The sequence below is a fragment of the Massilia sp. BHUDP2 genome (assembly GCF_046236355.1).
GTDB classification, from domain to species: domain Bacteria; phylum Pseudomonadota; class Gammaproteobacteria; order Burkholderiales; family Burkholderiaceae_D; genus Telluria; species Telluria varians.
Map to the genome: position 1 here is coordinate 1 of NZ_JBJUVW010000003.1, position 16,733 is coordinate 16,733.

The following is a 16,733-nucleotide window of genomic DNA, read 5'->3' on the forward strand; positions in this document are numbered from 1 at the left end:
GGCACCTTCATCAAACGCCCACACTTATCGACTGTTGATTGTTAAAGAACCGTTGTTCTGTGCTACCTTGCTGCACCGTACGAAGCGTTGTGTTCGTCAGCAGCAGAGAAGTGAGATTATGCAGTGTTTCGCTTAACTCGTCAACCCCTCGTTCGCTTCGTTGCAGATTTTCGTCTGCGAACCTTGTCAACTTAACCAACTGATTTCGTTGAACTTTTTCGGTCGCTACCGAAGCGGAGGCGAACTATAGCAAACCGTCCCGCCGTCCCGCAAGGCCTTCGTCGAAATTTTTTACAGGAGCCAGTCGATGGGCAAAAATGACAGCAACTGGACGCCTGCGCGCTTCCAGACGGTCGTGCCCGGCTCCTGGTCATGGCGCCTGAGTTTTCCGCCGGTACGCTCGAGCCAATAGAGCCGCCCCTGTTCGTCGAGGCGAACCTCATACGCTGTTTCGGGAATGGCGTCGTCGAGTGTCTTGTCCAGTTGCCCGGCCAGTTGCGCACTGTCGATCACGAGGCCCATCTCGGTATTCAGGTCGATCGAGCGCCGGTCCATATTGAAGGAGCCGACGTACACGGCGCGGCCGTCCACGCCGAAGGTTTTGGCATGCAGGCTGGAGGCGGAGCTGCCGAAGCGCCCCTTGCCGCGTTCCGGCAGCTCGGCTCCCCATCTGCGGCGCAGCTCGAATACCGAGACGCCGGCCTCGATCAGCCCGCGGCGCCACTTGGCATAGCCGGCGTGCACGGCCGCCACATCGGTCGCCTCGAGGGAGTTGGTCAGCACGCGTACGTGCACGCCTCCACGCGCGATATCGCCCAGGGCCTGCGCCGCATCCTTGCTGGGAACGAAATACGGCGACACCAGGTCGAGCTGCCGCTTCGGCTCGCCCAACAGCTTGCGCAAGCCCACGGCCATGCGGTCGTCCGGATCGGCCTTGCCCAGCACTTTCGCCGGATCGTCGCTCACCAGACGCGTAGGGCTCCACTCCAGCGGCAGTTGACCTTCTACCAACTGCTCGACGAAGGGCGAGGTCCGGATCGCCTCGAGGTAACGCTGGGCGGCAGGCCGCTTGCGTAAGGCGGCTGCGCGCTCGGCCAGTGCGCCGGGACGCTGCGCCTCGTCCGCATCGACCAGCACCGCGACGGGATAGGCGGAAGCACTGTTCCAGTAGCGGTCGAAGTCCTGCGACACGTCGCGCACCACCGGGCCGACCGCCAGCACGTCGAGGTCGACGAACAGCATGTCCCCCGCGACGCCAAAATATTCGTCACCCACGTTGCGGCCGCCGACGATCGTTGCCTGGCCGTCGGCCGTGAAGGACTTGTTGTGCATGCGCCGGTTCAGCCGGCTGAAATCGGTGAGGTAGCCCAGGCTGCGCCAGTGACGCAGCGCGAAGGGATTGAAGAGCCGCACCTCGACGTTCGGTTCACGGTCGAGGGCCGCCAGGCTTGGGTCGAGTCCGGCGGTATTGTTATCGTCCAGCAGCAGGCGAACCCGCACGCCGCGCGCCGCAGCCTCGCGCAAGGCATCCAGCATCAGCGTGCCGGTCAGGTCGTCGCGCCATATATAGTACTGGACGTCGAGGCTGCGCTCGGCGCTGCGAGCGAGCAGGACGCGTGCCGCGAAGGCATCGCGCCCGTCGATCAGGGGATGGATCCCGGAGCGGCCGGGATGCGCGGCCGCCAGCGGGGCGATGGCCTGTCCCAGCCGTGTCGTGTGGGTGCCGTCCAGCGTGAAGCTGGCGGCGCGCTGGCCCAGTGGCGGCAGTGCGCTGCAGCCGTAGGCCGCCACCGCGACCGCGACGACGACGAGCGCCGCCGCTCCTCGACGCAATGCCGGGAACGACGCCGCCCGCATCGCTTACATGCCTTCGAAGTTCGGCTTGCGCTTTTCGAGGAAGGCCGACATGCCTTCTTTCTGCGCAGGCGTGCCGAAACCGGCGTGGAAGTAACGGCGCTCGTAGCGCACGCCTTCGTTCAGCGGCATCTGGTAGGCCTGGTTCACGCAATCCTTGATCTGCATGGCGACCGACACCGGCATCTCGGCGATGCCCTGGGCCACCTTGATCGCCTCTTCCATTACGCTCTCGACCGGGTACACGCGCGACACCAGGCCGGTGCGCTCGGCCTCGGCGGCGTCGATCATGCGGGTGGTGAGCAGCATGTCCATCGCCTTCGACTTCGAGATCGCGCGCGGCAGGCGCTGGGTGCCGCCGGCGCCCGGGGTCACGCCCACCTTGATTTCCGGCTGGCCGAACTTGGCGCTCTCGGACGCGATGAGGAAGTCGCACATCATGGCCAGTTCGCAGCCGCCGCCCAGGCAGTAGCCCGACACCACGCCGATCACCGGCTTGCGGATGTTCAGGATGTGCTCCCAGTTGCGGCCGATGTAGTTGCCCGGGTAGGTGTCCGCCGCGTAGGTGTAGTTCGCCATGGCCGCGATGTCGGCGCCCGCCGCGAAGACCTTGTCGCTGCCGGTCAGGACGATGACGTTGACCGCCGGGTCGGCGTCGAACTTGTGCAGGGCATCACCCAGCTCGTTCATCATGTTGTCGTTCAGCGCGTTCATCGCCTTCGGACGGTTCAGGCGGATCACGACGACCTTGCCGTGGTTTTCGATCAGCAGATCTGCATATTCCATGTGGCTTTCCCTTGTGAGGTGGACGGATTGCCGGGATTGTAACGTCTAGCGCTCAATCAAACACGGTATGATTATTTGTTCAGCAATATTCTGTGCGAGATCACCATTCTTTCGTTTGGTAACAACTGGCTGCGAAAGCGCGTTCCTGCCGACTCCGTGATGCGCAAGCCCGACTTCCGGCGCTTCTGGTTCAGCAGCATCCTGGCCCATTTTGGCGCGCAGATCACGCTGCTGGCCCTGCCGATCTGCGCGGTGCTGATGCTGCATGCGACGCCGGCGCAGATGGGCACCCTGGCCGCCTTCGAATCCCTGCCCTTTCTGCTGTTCGGCCTTCCCTCCGGCGTCCTGCTGGACCGCAGCCGGCGCCTGCCGGTCATCATGTGCAGCGATTTCATGGTGGCGATCGCGCTGGCCAGCGTGCCGCTGGCCTGGTGGCTGGACATGCTGACCATCCCCTGGCTGTATGCGGTCGGCTTCGTGATCGGCGCCGGGCATGTGGTGGGCGGCAGTGCCGAACAGGTATTCCTCACCTTCCTGGTCGGGCGCGACGGCCTGGTGGACGCTCAGGCCAAGTTCGCGGCCACGGAATCGGCCGCGCGCGTGGTCGGCCCCGGCATGGCGGGCGGCCTGGTGCAGCTGCTGGGCGCGCCGATCGCCATCCTGTGCAATGTGGCGGGTTTCATCGTTTCGCTGCTCAACCTGCGCCGCATCCGCGCACGCGAGCCGCAGCCGCCGCGCTCGACCTCCCATCCGCTGCGCGACATCCAGGAGGGCCTGGCTTTCGTCTGGAACCAGCCGCTGCTGCGCACCCTGGCCTGGGTCTCGGCCTGCTGGCACCTGCTGTTTTATGGCTACACCGCCCTGCACGTGCTGTTCGCCACCCGCGTGCTCGGCATGACGCCGGGAACCATGGGCATGGCCAACATGCTGGGCGGCCTGGGCGTGCTGGCGGCCTCGCTGCTGGTCAAGCCGCTCTCGAGGCGCTTGGGCACCGGCGGCGGCATCCTGGTCGGCCTGTGCGTGTCGGCCTTTGGCTTCGCCCTGGTGCCGGCCATCCCGCCGGCGCTGTTCGGCAGCGCAGCCTGGACGGTGGCGGCCTACGCCATCGTGGTGTTCTGGATCGACTGCGGCGCGACGCTGTTCTTCGTGCCCTACATCGCCCTGCGCCAGCGCGTGACGCCCGATGCGGTGCTGGGCCGGATGGTGGCAACGATGCGCGCCCTGACCGTCGCTGCGGCGCCGCTGGGCGCCCTGCTGGCGGGCGGGCTCGGCGAAGGCTTCGGCGTGCGCGCCGGCCTGGGCTGCATCGCCGCCGGCGCCGTCCTGCTGGCGGCCGGCGGCGTGTTCGGCACCCGCCTCAGGCAGGCCAGGGAGTAAGTCGGGCTTACTGCGCCGCGCGCGGCAGCAGCACCCAGACCGTGCCGCGCTGCTTCATCCTGCCCGCCCGGTCCATCGCATCCGGGCCGAAGCCGTAGAAGAAGTCGGCCCGCACCGCGCCGCGGATGGCGCCACCGGTATCCTGCGCCATCATCAAGCGCTGCATCGGCACCTCGCTGCCGGCTTCGGTGGTCGCCAGGTAGAGCGGCGCGCCGAGCGGCACGAAGGCCGGGTCGATCGCCACCGAACGCCCCGGCGTGAGCGGCACGCCCAGCGCGCCCTTCGGGCCGAGCGAAGGATCGGGCAGTTTCTCTTCGCGGAAGAAGATGTAGCTGGGGTTCACGTTGAACAGCTCTTGGCGGCGTCCCGGATTGGCCGCGATCCAGGCGCGGATGCCCTGGGCCGTGGCCTCCTCGGCAGTGAGTTCGCCCTGCTCCACCAGCCAGCGCCCGATCGCCTTGTAGGGATGGCCGTTCTGGTCGGCGTAGGCCACGCGCACCGTTTCGCCGCTGTCGAGCTGCACCCGGCCCGAGCCCTGCACTTCGAGGAAGAAGGCCTCGACCGGATCGTTCACCCACAACAGCTCCTTGCCGGCGAAGGGCGCACGGGCGATCTCGGCGCGGCTGCTGTACGGCACCACGGTCTTGCCCGACAGGCGGCCGCGCAGTCGCATGCCCTTCAGCTGCGGATACACGCTGCCCAGGTCGACCGTAAGCAGGTCGTCCGGGACGCGGTAGAGCGGCGTCTGGTAGGCGCCGGCGCGCTTGCGCGAACCGTACAGCATCGCTTCGTAATAACCGGTGATCAGGCCAGTGTCGGCGCCATCGGCGGCGCGCACCAGGTTCGGCACGAACCGGCTCTCGAAGAAGCCGCGCACCGCTGCCGCGTCGCTCCCGTCCATGGCACGGGCCGCGGCGCACACCGCTTTCCAGTCAGGCTTGCTGGCCAGGCCGCGGCAGGATTGCAGCAGGGCCGGCCAGGCCTGGCGCAGGTCGTCCTGTTCCCATCCCGGCAGCGCACTGAAGGTGGTCGGCGTCATGAGCGGCGTCGGCGCCGGCGGCTGGGCCGGGGCTGACGGCTGCACAGGCGTCGCCGGCTGCTCCGGCACATAGACCGGGCCGACCGGCGGCGGCATGCGCACTGGTTCGGCGGGCTTGGGCGGCTGCTGCGGCGTGGTCGAGCAGGCGCTCAAAAAGGCGACGAGGGCAAGCGAAGCGGTTACACTGCGGCGTGTCGATGGCATAAGAACAAAAGGACTGAAGGACCGATATGTGGATCTTGATGGTGGAAGCCGGCGTGGCACTCTTCCTGCTCGTCTTTATCGTCTGGTGGACGATGTTCGCCGGCCGCAAGGACGTGCCGCGCGACGAGCCGGCACAGAAGGAAGGTGACGCCGGCGAACAATAAGCTGTGCTGCGCTGATCAGTGCAGCGCGCCCGGCTGCGCCAGCACGAATTCCGGAATCGGCACTTCGAAGCGGTGGCCATCCTCGGCCACGCAGAAGTATTCGCCCTTCATCGAGCCCTGCGGCGTTGCCGACTGGGTGCCGCTGGTGTACTCGAACTGCTGGCCCGGCTGCAGCAGCGGCTGGTGGCCGACCACGCCTAGGCCGCTCACTTCCTGCACCGCGTTGTTGGCGTCGGTGATGACCCAGTGGCGCGAGATCAGCTGGGCGGCGATGCTGCCCGTGTTGGTAATCGTGATGGTGTAGCTGAACACGTACTGGTCCCGTTCCGGGTTGGACTGTTCCGGCAGGTACTGGGTCCTGACCTTGACAGCGAATTCATAGGCGGGCATGGGGATTCCTTGCGTGATCGTCAATATTGGTGGAAGCGCCCTGTGTGGCGCAAACGACAATCATACCGCGCGGCGGCTTTCCAAGTCGCCGCAGGCGCAGCGGGCATGCGCTTCATCAGCGTAAAATAACGGATTCTTTTTACCGGCACGACCTTTCATGACTACCTACCGCATCGCTCCCAGCATCCTGTCCGCCGATTTCGCCCGCCTGGGCGAGGAAGTGCGCAATGTCGTCGCCGCCGGCGCCGACATCATCCACTTCGACGTGATGGACAACCACTACGTCCCGAACCTGACCATCGGCCCGCTGGTGTGCCAGGCGATCCGCCCGCACGTGCAGGTGCCGATCGACGTGCACCTGATGGTCAAGCCGGTCGACCGCATCATCCCGGACTTCGCCAAGGCCGGCGCCGACATCATCACCTTCCACCCGGAAGCCTCGGAGCACATCGACCGCACCCTGCAGCTGATCCGCGATAACGGCTGCAAGGCCGGCCTGGTGTTCAACCCGCACACCCCGCTGCACTACCTCGAACACGTCATGGACAAGATCGACATGATCCTGATCATGTCGGTGAACCCGGGCTTCGGCGGCCAGTCCTTCATCCCGCAGGCGCTGAAGAAGATCGCCATGGCGCGCCGCATGATCGACGAGTCGGGCCGCGACATCATGCTGGAAGTCGACGGCGGCATCAAGGCCGACAACATCGCCGAAGCGGCCGCCGCAGGCGCCGACACCTTCGTGGCAGGCTCTGCGATCTTCGGCAAGCCGGACTACAAGGCCGTGATCGACGCGATGCGCGGCGAGCTGGCCAAGGTCGGCAAATAATGCGGGCCGGCGCAGCAGGCATCCGGGCCGCCATCATCGACCTGGACGGCACCATGCTCGACACGGTGCCTGACTTCGAGGCGGCCCTGAACGGCATGCGCGCCGACCTGGGCCTGGCGCCGATCACGCAGGCGACCATCAAGCCGCTGGTCGGCAAGGGCTCCGAAAAGCTGGTGCGCGACGCGCTGCTGCTCGACTGGGACGCGGCGCGCGTGGACGCGGTGTTCGAGGAGGCCCTGGCCGGCTACCAGCGCCACTACCTCGCCATCAACGGCGAGCGCAGCACGCTGTTCGAGGGCGTGATCGAGGGCCTGCAAGCCATGCGCGAGCAGGGCCTGCGCCTGGTCTGCGTGACCAACAAGCCCATCGCTTTCACGCTTCCCCTGCTCGACCAGAAGGGCCTGGCGCCGTATTTCGAGCGCGTGTTCGGCGGCGATTCCTTCGAAAAGAAGAAGCCGGACCCGATGCCGATGCTGGGCGCCTGCGCCGCGCTGGACCTGCCGCCATCGACGGTCGTGGCGATCGGCGACTCGTCCAACGATGCCGAAAGCGCACGCGCCGCCGGTTGCTTCGTGCTCACCGTCCCATATGGTTATAACCACGGACGGCCTATACAAGAAATTAATTCTGATGGTATAGTGAGTTCGCTGCTAGAAGCGGCAGAGCAGATATCTGCGCATAACCACACCGCAAAATAAGTTATCTATACATGTTTTTCACCAAAAAACACACTGTCAACCAGACCGGCGCCCTTGAGGCCTGGCTGTGGCGACGCTGGCAATCCTGGGCTAACTAACCCGTCCCCGATTGCTGTCGGACGTGCTCGTCCGACAGGTTTTTGAAGTGAACCACCGCCCTTCCCCTCCCTTGGGCGGTCTGGAGAAAAGCATGACCGAACTCGAATTCAAATCGCTGGCCAACCAGGGCTACAACCGCATTCCTTTGGTCGCGGAAGCCTTCGCCGACCTCGAGACCCCGCTGACGCTCTACCTCAAGCTGGCCCAGTCCCAGCAGGCCGGCAAGAACACCTTCCTGCTGGAGTCGGTGGTCGGCGGCGAGCGCTTCGGCCGCTATTCCTTCATCGGCCTGCCTGCTTCGACCCTGATCCGCAACAGCGGCAAGCATACCGAGGTCGTCAGGCACGGCGAAGTGATCGAGACGCACGAAGGCAATCCGCTGGAATTCATCGAGGCTTACCAGTCGCGCTTCAAGGTGGCCCTGCGCCCCGGCATGCCGCGCTTCTGCGGCGGCCTGGCCGGTTACTTCGGCTACGACACCGTGCGCCACATCGAGCGCAAGCTGGAGAACAGCTGCCCGCGCGACGAACTGGGCCTGCCGGACATCCAGCTGCTGCTGACCGAAGAACTGGCGGTGATCGACAACCTGTCGGGCAAGCTCTACCTGATCGTCTACGCCGACCCGGCCCAGCCGGAAGCCTATGCGAAAGCGCGCCAGCGCCTGAAGGACCTGCGCGTGATGCTGCGCCGGAGCGTCGATGCGCCGGTGACCTCCAGCTCGGTGCGTACCGAGGCGGTGCGCGACTTCAGCAAGGAAGACTACCTGAAGGCGGTGGCCCGGGCCCACGAATACGTGATGGCGGGCGACCTGATGCAGGTGCAGATCGGCCAGCGCATCCGCAAGCCCTACGTGGATTCGCCGCTGTCGCTGTACCGCTCGCTGCGCTCGCTGAACCCGTCGCCCTACATGTACTACTACAACTTCGGCGACATGCAGATCGTCGGCGCCTCGCCAGAGATTTTGGTGCGCAACGAGACCCTGCAAGGTGTTGGCAATGAGGGCGGCAAGAAGGTGACCCTGCGTCCGATCGCCGGCACACGTCCGCGCGGCGCCACCCCGGAACGCGACACCGAACTGGCGGCCGAACTGCTGGCCGACCCGAAGGAGATCGCCGAGCACGTGATGCTGATCGACCTGGCGCGCAACGACATCGGCCGCATCGCCGACACCGGCAGCGTGAAGGTCACGGACCGCATGGTGATCGAGAAGTACTCGCACGTGCAGCACATCGTCTCCAACGTCGAGGGCCGACTCAAGGACGGCATGTCGAACCTCGACGTGCTGCGCGCCACCTTCCCGGCCGGCACCCTCACCGGTGCGCCCAAGGTGCGGGCGATGGAAGTGATCGACGAGCTGGAGCCGGTCAAGCGCGGCATCTACGGCGGCGCGTGCGGCTACCTTTCTTTCGGTGGCGAGATGGACGTGGCGATCGCGATCCGCACCGGCGTGATCAAGGACGGCAACCTCTACGTGCAGGCGGCGGCCGGCATCGTGGCCGATTCCATCCCCGAGATGGAATGGCAGGAAACGGAAAACAAGGCGCGCGCCGTGCTGCGCGCGGCCGAGCAGGTGCAAGACGGCCTGGATGGGGAGTTCTGACATGCTGCTAATGATCGACAACTACGACTCGTTCACCTACAACATCGTCCAGTACCTGGGCGAGCTGGGCGAGGACGTGCGCACGGTGCGCAACGACGAAATCACGTTGAAAGATATCGAAGCGATGGCGCCCGACCGCATCTGCATCTCGCCGGGCCCGAAGGCGCCGAAGGATGCCGGCATCTCGCTCGACATCCTGCGCGAATTCAAGGGCAAGCTGCCGATCCTGGGCGTGTGCCTCGGCCACCAGGCGATCGGCGAAGCGTTTGGCGGGAACGTCATCCGCGCCAAGCAGGTCATGCACGGCAAGACCTCGCTCATCGCCCACACCGGCGAAGGCGTGTTCAAGGACTTGCCGAGCCCCTTCACCGTGATCCGCTACCACTCGCTGGCGATCGAGCGCGCCTCGCTGCCGGACTGCCTGGAAGTGACGGCATGGACCGACGACGGCGAGATCATGGGCGTGCGCCACAAGGAGTACGACATCGAGGGGGTGCAGTTTCATCCCGAGTCGATCCTGTCGGAACACGGCCACGCGCTGTTCAAGAATTTTCTTGCGCGCTGAGATATACCGTTACCCGATGAGTCGTCGTTCCCGCGAAGGCGGGAACCCAATTTTGCGTGACTAGCCACAAGCGCTAAAGCAATCGATACGCAAGCAACTTGGATTCCCGCCTGCGCGGGAATGACGGTCTTGAGAATACCTCATAGAAAACTGGACCCGCCATGCCGATCACCCCACAAGAAGCCCTGCTGCGCTGTATCGAACACCGCGAAATCTTCCACGACGAGATGCTGCACCTGTTCCGCCAGATCATGTCGGGCGAGATGTCGCCGACCATGGTCGCGGCCCTGACCATGGGCCTGCGCGTGAAGAAGGAAACCATCGGCGAGATCACCGCCGCCGCCCAGGTCATGCGCGAGTTCTCGACCAAGGTGCCGATGGCCGACACCACCAACCTGCTCGACATCGTCGGCACCGGCGGCGACGGCGCCAACACCTTCAATATCTCGAGCGCCTCGATGTTCGTTGCCGCCGCCGGCGGCGCGCGCGTGGCCAAGCATGGCGGACGCAGCGTGTCCTCGTCCTCCGGCAGCGCCGACCTGATCGAGTCGCTCGGCGCCCAGATCGACCTGAAGCCCGAGCAGATCGCCCAGTCGATCGCCCAGACCGGCATCGGCTTCATGTTCGCGCCCAACCACCACGCCGCCATGAAGCACGTGGCGCCGGTGCGCCGCGAGCTGGGCGTGCGCAGCATCTTCAACATCCTGGGACCGCTGACCAACCCGGCCGGCGCACCCAACATCCTGATGGGCGTGTTCCACCCCGACCTGGTCGGCATCCAGGTGCGCGTGCTGCAGCGCCTCGGCGCCCAGCATGCGATGGTGGTCTGGGGCCGCGACAATATGGACGAGGTCTCGCTCGGCGCCGGCACCCTGGTGGGTGAACTGGTCGACGGCGAAATCCGCGAATACGAGATCCATCCGGAAGATTTCGGCATGTCGATGATCTCGAGCCGCAACCTGAAAGTGGCGAATACGGCGGAATCGAAGGAACGCGTGATGGAAGCGCTGCGCGGCGAGCCGGGCCCCGCCACCGACATCGTGGCGCTCAACGCCGGCACCGCCCTGTATGCGGCAGGCGTCGTGTCCTCGATCGAGGAAGGCCTGGCGAAGGCGCGGGCGACGATCGCGTCCGGCGCGGCCCTGGCCAAGCTCGAGCAATTCGTGCAGGTGACCCGCCAACTGGCAGGCAGCCACTGATGTTCGGCATCCATGACCTGGCGCTGTTCATGGTCTCCGGCCTGCTGCTGAACATCCTGCCGGGACCGGATTCGCTCCTGATCATGACCCGCAGCGCCACCCAGGGCTGGCGCGCTGGCGTCGCCGCCGCGCTCGGCATCGGCGCCGGGACCATCGTCCACGTGCTGGCGGCGGCGCTCGGCATGTCGGCGATCCTCGCCACCTCGGCCACCGCGTTCACGGTGGTGAAGTTCGTCGGCGCCGCCTACATCCTCTACATGGCGGTCGGTCTGCTGCGCACCCGCAGGAGCACGGCGGCGCAGGCCGCTCCCAAGCTGACGCCCCTGCCCTACCGGACTATCTTCGCCCAGGGCGTCCTGACCAACGTCCTGAACCCGAAGGTGGCGCTGTTCTTCCTCGCCTTTGTCCCCCAGTTCATCGATGCGGATGCGCCGAACAAGGCGCTGGCCTTCATCATCCTGGGCAGCATCTTCAATATCAACGGCATGCTGTGGTGCTGCGGCCTCGCGCTGTTCACCGCATTCGCCAGCGCGCGCCTGAAACTGAGCCAGACCGTCTCGCTATGGCTCAACCGCATCACGGGCGGCCTGTTCGTCTGGCTTGCGATCAAGCTTGCCGTCTCCAAGCAACACTGAGGTTCCCATGTCCGACATCCTGAACAAGATCCTGGCCGTCAAGGCCGACGAAGTGGCCGCGGCGAAAAAAGCGCGCGACCTGGCCAGCCTGCGCCGCGAGGTGGAGAGCGACCTGGAAGCGCGCCGCGCCATCCGCGGTTTCGAGAACAGCCTGCGCAACAAGATCGCTGCCGGCCAGGCCGGCATCATCGCGGAAGTGAAGAAGGCCTCGCCCTCGAAAGGCGTGCTGCGCCCTGACTTCCAGCCGGCGGCGATCGCGCAAAGCTACGCCGAACACGGCGCGGCCTGCCTGTCGGTGCTGACCGACGTGCAGTTCTTCCAGGGCTCGGTGGATTACCTGCGCCAGGCGCGCGCCGCCTGCGCGCTGCCGGTGATCCGCAAGGATTTCATCGTCGACCATTACCAGGTGTACGAGGCGCGCGCGATGGGCGCGGATGCGATCCTCTTGATCGTGTCGGCACTGGACCACGGCCTGATGGCGGAACTGGAAGCCTGCGCGCTTGAGCTCGGCATGGACGTGCTGGTCGAGGTGCACGACGGCGAGGAACTGACCGCGGCGCTGAAGCTGAAGACGCCGCTGCTGGGCATCAACAACCGCAACCTGCGCACTTTCGAGGTGTCGCTCAATACCACGCTGGACCTGCTGCCGCGGATTCCGGCGGAGCGCCTGGTGGTGACCGAGTCGGGCATCATGGGACCGGCGGACGTGCAGCGGATGCGCGCGGCGAACGTGCATGCCTTCCTGGTCGGCGAGGCCTTCATGCGGGCGCCGGAGCCGGGCGTGGAACTGCAGAGGCTGTTTGGCTGATGTCCGGGGCTGACTAAGCTCTGCGGAACTAAGGATGACTGCGCGGCGTCGAAGCTAAGCGCCCTCGAGGCGCCAACCTGCGACGCTGCATTCATCCGCCATGAACATTTCTTTTCGCAGTCAAGCGCTTCTCGCGACGCTTCTGGCAGTCCTGTGCGGCTGCGCCAGTTCTCCTCCTCCCGTTCCCGTCGAAGAGCGCAGCAGCATCGCCATCGACCGCGAACCGACTGCCGCGCCAACGCCAACGCCACCGCCATCCCTCACGCTCGACGCCTACAAGACGCACGTGGCGCGCCACATCGTCCAGCGCAACGCCGACCGTATCTTCAGCGGACGCCTGCCGCCGATGCTGCCGGCGATCGTCGTCGTCAACATCACGGTGGACGGGGACGGCCAGTTGACCGACGTGCAAGTGCAGCGCGCGCGCGACGCGAACGCCGCGCGGATCGCCATGGCGTCGATGCTGCGCAGCGGGCCACTGCCCCGGCCTCACGGACTGCTTGCGGCGAACAGTCGCGCAATGACCTTCTCGGAAACCTTCCTGTTCGACCGGGACTACCGCTTCCAGCTGCGTACGCTGGCCGGACCACAGTAGCCCCGAGAGCGCTCTCAGCGGCTCAGGACGTTCAGGACGGCCAGGCTCATCGCCTGCGCCGCCGTCTTGATCGACGGTTCCGGCACCGGCGCGTAGAACGGCGAGTGGTTGAAGGCGATCGGCTTGCCGCCTTCACGTTCGGCCTCAGCCACCGCCTTCGGGTCGTACACGCCGGTAAAGAAGAACATCGAGGGCACGCCTTCGTTGACGAACAGCGAAAAGTCTTCGCTGGCGGTCATGGCCGGCATGCGTTGGGCCTTGGCGGCCCCGAAAGCGTCCTTGAATACGGCTTCGGTCTTGGCCACCAGTGCCTCGCTGTTGACGATGGCGGCGCCGCCACTGATCAACTGGACGTCCGGCGCCGGTGCGCCGGCCATGGCGGCGGATGCGTTGGCGACCCGACGCACGCCCTCTAACAGCTTGGCGCGCACGGCCGGGCTGTACGAGCGGATGGTGCCGCGCACCTGTACATTGTCCGGGATGATGTTGCCCACCGTGCCGCCCTGGATCGCGCCGATGGTCACCACGCCGAATTCCTTCGGATCCTTCTCGCGGCTGACCACGGTCTGCACGTCCACCACGAAACGGGCGGCGATCGTGATCGGGTCGACCGACTTGTCCGGCGCCGAGCCGTGGCCGCCGCGGCCCTTGAACACGATCTCGATCGCGTCCGAGTTGGACGACACCGGACCGTCATTGAAGCCGACGGTGCCGTGCGCCAGCGGCCAGGAATGCAGGGCGAACGCATAGTCGGGTTTGGGGAAGCGCTTGAACAGGCCGTCGTCCAGCATCGCCTTGGCACCGGAGACGATTTCTTCGGCGGGCTGGGCGATGAAGACCAGCGTGCCCTTCCACTTGGCCTTCATCTCGGCCAGGGTACGGGCCGTGCCAAGCCAGCCGGCCATGTGGACGTCGTGACCGCAGCTGTGGGTGACGAAGCTCTCGGCGCCGTTGCTTACCGCCTTGGCGCGGCTGGCGTAGGGCAAGCCGGTCTTCTCTTCCATCGGCAGGCCGTCCATCTCGGTGCGCACCAGCACCGTCGGGCCGGCGCCGTTCTTCAGGACCGCCACGATGCCGGTCTTGCCGACCTTCTCGGTAACCTCGAAGCCGAGCTTGCGCATTTCGCCGGCGAGCTTGCCGGCGGTGCGCACTTCCTGGAAGGCGATCTCCGGGTTGGCGTGCAGGTCCTTGTAGACCGTGTCGAGCCAGGGGTACATGGCGTTGACGCGGGTGCTGATGTCGGTTTTGAGTGGGGCGGGGAGTTGGGCGGAGGCGGAGGCGGTGCAGAGCGTAAGGACGGTGGCGATCAGGGCGTTTTTCAAATGAGCCTCAATGCTGATTCTGGTTGAACGCGCGGACGGCAAAGCCGTCCACCCTACGAATGGCGTTAAACGGCACTTGGGCGCTTGAGGACCGTCGACTTCTTGCCGGCGACGGCCTGCGACAGGGTGATGGTCGGCAGCTTGTCGCCCTGCAGCGTCACGTCGAAGGCCATCAGCTCGTCGCGGCGGAAGGCATGCACGGTCACCTTGTCGCCGACGCGGTAGCGGCCGAGCAGCGTGTCCACGTTGGGCGGGTTGCCGCTGGCGCGCAGGCCGTCGATGGCGATGATGACGTCATGCGCCGACAGGCCGGCGCGGTGCGCGGCGCCGCCTTCGTGCACCTGGGTCAGCTTGGCGCCCAGCGGGTCGCGGCCGATGCCGGCGTCCAGCGAAGGTTTGCCGCCCTTGCGCTCGTCCACCAGCTTGACGCCGAAAGGCGCGTACAGCTTGGCCAGCGGCAGGTCGTCGGTGCCGCGCACCCAGCGTTCGAACTGGGTGCGCAGGCGCGTGCCGGCCACCTCGTCGAAGATCGCCTCGACCTCGGCCTCCGTCACGCCGCGGCCCGCGCCGCTGTAGAAATCACGCCCGAAGCGTTCCCACAGGGCCAGCATCACGTCGTCCAGCGACTTCGCGCCGTTGGTCCTGGCGCGGATCGTCAGGTCGAAGGCCAGGCCGATCAGGGAACCCTTGGTGTAGTAGCTGATGATCGCATTCGGCGAGTTCTCGTCCTGGCGGTAGTATTTGCTCCAGGCGTCGAAGCTCGAATCGGCCACGCTCTGCTTGAGGCGTCCGCTGCCGCGCAGGACGCCGCCGACGGTCTTGGACAGCAGCTTGAAATAGGTCGCTTCGCCGATGATCCCGGCGCGCACCAGCATCAGGTCGTCGTAGTAGCTGGTGAAACCTTCGAACAGCCACAGCAGCGGGGTGTAGTTCTCCACCTGCAGGTCGTAGGGCGCGAACACCGCCGGCTTGATGCGCTTGACGTTCCAGGTGTGGAAGTATTCGTGGCTGCACAGGCCCAGGAAGCGCAGGTAGCCTTCGCCCGGCTCGGCGCTCTTCGGGGTGGCCAGGCTCGGCAGGTCGGCGCGGGCGCAGATCAGGGCGGTGGAAGCGCGGTGCTCCAGGCCACCGTAGCCGTCGCCGACGGCCATCGTCATGAAGACGTAGCGGTCCATCGGCGCGCGTGTCGTGTGCGGTTCGAAGAAGGCGATCTGGGTTTCGCAGATGGCTTTCAGGTCGGCCTGCAGGCGCGCCATGTCGAGGTTGGGCACGCGGCCGGTAATGACGATGTCGTGCGGGATGCCGTGGGCCTTGAAGCTGGCCAGCTCGAACTCGCCCATCTCGACCGGATGATCGATCAGCTCGTCGTAGTCGCTTGCTGTGTAGGTGCCGAAACCGTAGCGCTTGGCGCCGAGTTCCTTCATCGCGGTGGCGACGCGCCAGCCCTTCGCGACCGGGTCGCCGGGGCGCTGGATGTCGACCTGGTGAGCCAAGGCTTCCTGACCGACCACGCGCAGGAACACGCTGGTGCCGTTGAAGAAGCCGTGGGTCTGGTCGAGGTGGGCGGCACGGACCGACAGGTCCCAGGCGTACACCTCGTAGTGCAGGGTCAAGGGACCGCTGGTGCGCGCCGCGCGCCAGGAATGCTTGTCCAGTTTGCTCAAGGAGACGTCCTGGCCGCCGCTCTCGGCGCGGATGCGCACGATGTTGCGCGCGAACTCGCGGATCATGTAGCTGCCGGGGATCCAGGCCGGCAGCGTGAATACCTGTCCCTCAGGGTCGGGGCTTGCAACCGTGACCGTGACGTTGAACAGGTGGCCGGCCAGGTCCTTGGGAACGATGGTATAGAGGATGGCGGGCTGCTCGGGCTTCTTTTTCTGGGAAGGTTTTTTCATATCGATAGGTGATGCGGCCAAATATGCTCCCTAGTGTAATCGGATTCGATCACGACTGGAAAACAATGACATGCATACATCACGCCGGCAGGTCGGCGGGCGTATCGATGTCCTGCAGGATGCCGGGGTCGGCCACGGGGATGTCTTGTACCGGATACGCCTGCAGCAGCCGGCGCGCGCCCTGCTCGCCCGCCATCGCCAGCAGCGCGTCGCGGTGAACGGGGCCGAAGGCGACCGGGTTGCCGCGCCTTCCACCGACCACCGGCGCCGCAATGCCGGCGCCCGCCTTTACCGCCTCAACCAGCGCGTCCAGGGTGGATGCCGCCACAAAAGGCATGTCCCCCAGCGCCACCAGCCAGCCTTCGGCCGGCAGCGAGTGGCGGATCGCATGGGCCAGCGAGGCGCCCATGCCGGTATCGGCGTCCGGGCACACGGTGACCTCGCAGCCGAGTGCGCGCAGGATGTCGCCCACGCCGCCGTCCTCGGGCGGCACCACCGCGACCACGCGCGGCACGCAGGCGAGCAGGCGGCGCGCGCTGGCAGCGGCCACCAGCTCGCCGCCTGGCAGCGGCTGGAGCAGCTTGTTACGCCCGCCCCCGGGGTCGAAACGGCGCCCCCGGCCGGCAGCAAGCAGGATGCCGGTCAAGGACATGCGCGTCGGCGACGTGCGCGTC

At 66.1% G+C, this 16,733-nt stretch carries 17 protein-coding genes; 10 read left to right on the forward strand and 7 right to left on the reverse strand.

Annotated features, from left to right (window positions below; translation table 11 throughout):
* Nucleotides 1-291 precede the first annotated feature (291 nt).
* Together ACK6C6_RS16770 and ACK6C6_RS16775 are read right to left on the reverse strand one after the other, a co-directional pair.
* Nucleotides 292-1,857, reverse strand: coding sequence for a phospholipase D family protein (locus tag ACK6C6_RS16770; RefSeq protein ID WP_209589328.1), 1,566 nt, complete (start codon nucleotides 1,855-1,857; stop codon nucleotides 292-294).
* Nucleotides 1,858-1,860: 3 nt separating this feature from the next.
* Nucleotides 1,861-2,640: an enoyl-CoA hydratase gene (locus ACK6C6_RS16775; RefSeq protein ID WP_036205703.1), complete on the reverse strand. Its 780-nt coding sequence runs from the start codon at nucleotides 2,638-2,640 to the stop codon at nucleotides 1,861-1,863.
* 159 nt (nucleotides 2,641-2,799) lie between these two features.
* Between ACK6C6_RS16775 and ACK6C6_RS16780 the strand changes: the two genes are divergently transcribed.
* On the forward strand, nucleotides 2,800-4,017 hold the full coding sequence (locus ACK6C6_RS16780; protein ID WP_409268312.1) for an MFS transporter: 1,218 nt from the start codon (nucleotides 2,800-2,802) through the stop codon (nucleotides 4,015-4,017).
* 7 nt (nucleotides 4,018-4,024) lie between these two features.
* On the opposite strand, the gene ACK6C6_RS16785 is transcribed toward ACK6C6_RS16780, so the two are convergent.
* Nucleotides 4,025-5,260 carry a murein transglycosylase A gene (locus ACK6C6_RS16785; RefSeq protein ID WP_409268314.1) on the reverse strand — a complete coding sequence of 412 codons (1,236 nt, stop codon included), beginning with the start codon at nucleotides 5,258-5,260 and terminating at the stop codon, nucleotides 4,025-4,027.
* Between the two features lie 26 nt (nucleotides 5,261-5,286).
* Here ACK6C6_RS16785 and ACK6C6_RS16790 point away from each other — a divergent pair, with 26 nt between their 5' ends.
* Nucleotides 5,287-5,424: a hypothetical protein gene (locus ACK6C6_RS16790; protein WP_209589326.1), complete on the forward strand. Its 138-nt coding sequence runs from the start codon at nucleotides 5,287-5,289 to the stop codon at nucleotides 5,422-5,424.
* A gap of 15 nt (nucleotides 5,425-5,439) precedes the next feature.
* Here the strand turns inward: ACK6C6_RS16790 and apaG are convergent, their stop codons facing one another.
* A complete protein-coding gene (apaG, locus tag ACK6C6_RS16795; RefSeq protein ID WP_209589325.1) occupies nucleotides 5,440-5,814 on the reverse strand; it encodes a Co2+/Mg2+ efflux protein ApaG in 375 nt (124 codons plus the stop codon).
* Nucleotides 5,815-5,971: 157 nt separating this feature from the next.
* On the opposite strand from apaG, the gene rpe reads away from it, so the two are divergent.
* The 8 genes from rpe (at nucleotide 5,972) to ACK6C6_RS16835 (ending at nucleotide 12,842) form a co-directional block, all read left to right on the forward strand.
* On the forward strand, nucleotides 5,972-6,643 hold the full coding sequence (gene rpe / locus ACK6C6_RS16800) for a ribulose-phosphate 3-epimerase (RefSeq protein ID WP_036205697.1): 672 nt from the start codon (nucleotides 5,972-5,974) through the stop codon (nucleotides 6,641-6,643).
* A complete protein-coding gene (locus tag ACK6C6_RS16805) occupies nucleotides 6,643-7,341 on the forward strand; it encodes a phosphoglycolate phosphatase (protein ID WP_409268315.1) in 699 nt (232 codons plus the stop codon). Before rpe ends, ACK6C6_RS16805 begins: the two co-directional genes overlap by 1 nt.
* Nucleotides 7,342-7,531: 190 nt before the next feature.
* Nucleotides 7,532-9,040, forward strand: coding sequence for an anthranilate synthase component I (gene trpE, locus ACK6C6_RS16810; protein ID WP_409268317.1), 1,509 nt, complete (start codon nucleotides 7,532-7,534; stop codon nucleotides 9,038-9,040).
* Nucleotide 9,041: 1 nt separating this feature from the next.
* A complete protein-coding gene (locus tag ACK6C6_RS16815; RefSeq protein WP_027864208.1) occupies nucleotides 9,042-9,605 on the forward strand; it encodes an aminodeoxychorismate/anthranilate synthase component II in 564 nt (187 codons plus the stop codon).
* Between the two features lie 161 nt (nucleotides 9,606-9,766).
* Nucleotides 9,767-10,804, forward strand: a complete 1,038-nt coding sequence (trpD, locus tag ACK6C6_RS16820) for an anthranilate phosphoribosyltransferase (RefSeq protein ID WP_409268318.1) — start codon at nucleotides 9,767-9,769, stop codon at nucleotides 10,802-10,804.
* Nucleotides 10,804-11,439: a LysE family translocator gene (locus ACK6C6_RS16825; protein ID WP_409268319.1), complete on the forward strand. Its 636-nt coding sequence runs from the start codon at nucleotides 10,804-10,806 to the stop codon at nucleotides 11,437-11,439. Before trpD ends, ACK6C6_RS16825 begins: the two co-directional genes overlap by 1 nt.
* A 7-nt stretch (nucleotides 11,440-11,446) precedes the next feature.
* Nucleotides 11,447-12,247: an indole-3-glycerol phosphate synthase TrpC gene (trpC, locus tag ACK6C6_RS16830; RefSeq protein ID WP_409268320.1), complete on the forward strand. Its 801-nt coding sequence runs from the start codon at nucleotides 11,447-11,449 to the stop codon at nucleotides 12,245-12,247.
* A gap of 100 nt (nucleotides 12,248-12,347) precedes the next feature.
* On the forward strand, nucleotides 12,348-12,842 hold the full coding sequence (locus ACK6C6_RS16835) for a hypothetical protein (RefSeq protein ID WP_409268321.1): 495 nt from the start codon (nucleotides 12,348-12,350) through the stop codon (nucleotides 12,840-12,842).
* Between the two features lie 14 nt (nucleotides 12,843-12,856).
* Here the strand turns inward: ACK6C6_RS16835 and ACK6C6_RS16840 are convergent, their stop codons facing one another.
* The 3 genes from ACK6C6_RS16840 to ACK6C6_RS16850 form a co-directional block, all read right to left on the reverse strand.
* Nucleotides 12,857-14,164 (reverse strand): amidohydrolase, encoded by a 1,308-nt coding sequence (locus tag ACK6C6_RS16840; RefSeq protein WP_409268322.1) that lies wholly within the window; start codon nucleotides 14,162-14,164, stop codon nucleotides 12,857-12,859.
* Between the two features lie 65 nt (nucleotides 14,165-14,229).
* Nucleotides 14,230-16,059 (reverse strand): M61 family metallopeptidase, encoded by a 1,830-nt coding sequence (locus ACK6C6_RS16845; protein WP_409268323.1) that lies wholly within the window; start codon nucleotides 16,057-16,059, stop codon nucleotides 14,230-14,232.
* A gap of 79 nt (nucleotides 16,060-16,138) precedes the next feature.
* Complete coding sequence (locus ACK6C6_RS16850) at nucleotides 16,139-16,711, reverse strand: NTP transferase domain-containing protein (RefSeq protein ID WP_409268324.1); 573 nt, start codon at nucleotides 16,709-16,711, stop codon at nucleotides 16,139-16,141.
* Nucleotides 16,712-16,733: the final 22 nt, after the last annotated feature.